A 2,464-nucleotide genomic window follows, 5' to 3' on the forward strand; every position below is an offset into this window, starting at 1 on the left:
CTCAAGATGTAACGTTCGTTTGCCTTTCGTTAATTCTCTAACCGTTCCAATAAAAGTTGTAATGGCTCCTGCTTCTCTTCTTGCTACTTTATCCGTTACTTCTTCCACTACAATCGGAGTATCTACAATTTCAAATAGTGCTTGTCCCATCAAAACCTCTCCCCGCTTTACGGAATGTCCAAGGCCATTCACTACCTTCGTTATCTTCTAATAAAAGAACGTCTACAAACATCCCTTTCTCATATCCTCTCGTACCACCTAGTAATACGATAAAAATGTTTGATTCTGCTAATGAAGAAACGGAACTAGATTTATCGAATCCTAATGGATAAGCGACTAGTTGTCCTTCGTTATACTTCAGCTTTGCTCGTACAAATCTTGTAAATGGATTCGGTTTTAGAAAATCTTCTCCGAGCATTGCTTTTTCTCGTTTTACATGTGGTGTTTCGCTAAACATATACGCACGAATGCTAGGTTTTACGAATAATTCAAAGCCTACGTAACAAGCAGAAGGATTACCTGATAATCCGAATAATAATTTTCCTTTTAATTGCGCTACGGTCGTGACACTTCCTGGCCGCATTGCAACTTTATTGAAGAGAACTGATGCACCTAACTTTTCATATATCGCTGGCAAATAATCGTAATCCCCTACCGAAACACCACCAGTTGTAATTAACATATCCACTTCACTTAACGCTTTCTTCACTGCTTCGTAGCACGTATTAAAATCGTCGCTAAACTTCCCGAAGTATTTTACTCTTCCACCTGCTCTTCGAATTTGAGACGCTATCATATACATATTACTATTTCGAATTTTCCCAGGTTGTAGTTCTTCATTTACATCGAGAAGTTCACTCCCAGTCGCTAATAGTCCAATGACAGGCTTTTTCGCTACTGACACTTCGCTATAACCGAATGTAGCAAGAAGAGCTGAAATACCTGGATTAATGTAACAACCTCTTTTTGCGAGAACGGTTCCTTTACGTGCATCTTCACCTTGAAAGGATATGTTGTCCCCTTCTTTAAATGAGCGCCTCACTTCCATATAGCTTTTTCCGATATTCTCATATTGACGATGGCGAGTCAGTTCTAGCATGACGACCGTGTTACATCCTTTCGGAATTTGTGCCCCTGTCATAATTCGAACTGCTTGAAACGCTCCGACTTCTTTATGGAATACGGAACCTGCTCCAATTTCACCGATTACTTCGAATACGATTGGATTCTCACGACTTGCCCGCAAAGTATCTTCTGCCCTAATAGCAAATCCATCATATGGTGAGCGGTCGAAAGAAGGAACATCGTGATCTRCTACTAAATCATCTGCTAACGTACGCCCGTATGCTAATTTCAGTGGTACTAGTTCTTTTACACCACAATTAGCAAATTTCATCACTTTACGAACAGCCTCTTCAACTGTAATCGGCACCCTTCTTTCCATCATTACCAATCCCTTTCTATTACCCTAATAACCGATAGTATAGTTGTTTCGCTTTTTGAATTTCATTCGTTCCGTGTATAAATACACGACCATCTTGAAAAATGACTATGCGGTAATTTTCAAGTTGGCAAGAGAGCAAGTACGGATTCCGCTCTACTTTCCCGTGTTTCTTTAGTACTTTTTCTAACTCATCAAAGTTGTAATGACTATTATGCGCCGGTCTAATTTGAACTGTATTTCTTCCGCATAAAACAGCTGTCTTCGTTTGATTTTCGTATGATAAATAAGGATAAGTTCTGTTTGTTCCGCACGAAGGACAGTCTTCCGTTTTGATTTTTCCTAGTTTGATAGAATGATATTGATTACTCCATACATCAAACATTAAAAATGTTTTTCTAACTGCTTCGTAGTCTTCTACTAAAATTTTGAATGCTTCTGCTACTTGATCCGCTACGACGATTTGAACAGCAGGACTAATAATTCCAACTGTGTCACACGTCGCCCCTGTAACAGGAACACTTTTCAACACACAATGTAAGCACGGTGTTTTCTTCGGAATAATTGTATAGCTCATGCCATAACTTCCGACACAAGAACCGTAAATCCATGGGATATTGTGTTTTTGTGACAGGTCATTGATTACAAATCGAATATCAAAATTATCTGTTGCATCAATAATGACATCGACACTACCTAATAAAGCTTCCATATTATCTACTCTTGCATCCATTACAAGAGCTTGAATTTGCACGTCTGAATTAATTTGTTTTAAACGATTCTGCGCTGCAATTGCTTTTGGTAATTTTTCTATCGCATCTTGTTCAGCATAAAGTTGTTGCCGCTGTAAATTACTCCATTCTACGTAATCACGATCAATAATCGTTAATTTTCCGATACCTGCACGTACAAACGCCTCTGCACTGGCACTCCCTAACGCACCTGCCCCTACTATTAACACATGCTTATTTCTAATCTTCTCTTGCCCTTTACTTCCAATAGGAGTGAACAACTGTTGTCGTG

The 2,464-nt window shown here is 39.1% G+C and carries 3 protein-coding genes; all 3 read right to left on the bottom strand.

All coding sequences use genetic code 11. From position 1 onward, the window contains the following. Window positions 1–150: molybdenum cofactor biosynthesis protein MoaE (locus tag AC1DTM_RS22895; protein ID WP_477000956.1), on the bottom strand; the 150-nt coding region annotated here is incomplete at its 3' end. Continuing rightward, entirely contained in the window at window positions 131–1,444 is a 1,314-nt protein-coding gene (locus AC1DTM_RS22900; protein ID WP_477000957.1) for a molybdopterin molybdotransferase MoeA, read from the bottom strand. The genes AC1DTM_RS22900 and AC1DTM_RS22895, both read right to left, overlap by 20 nt. A gap of 19 nt (window positions 1,445–1,463) precedes the next feature. After that, on the bottom strand, window positions 1,464–2,464 hold a 1,001-nt coding region (locus tag AC1DTM_RS22905; RefSeq protein ID WP_477000955.1), incomplete at its 5' end, for a molybdopterin-synthase adenylyltransferase MoeB.

It is taken from the genome of Bacillus sp. P4_D3 (genome assembly GCF_056401855.1).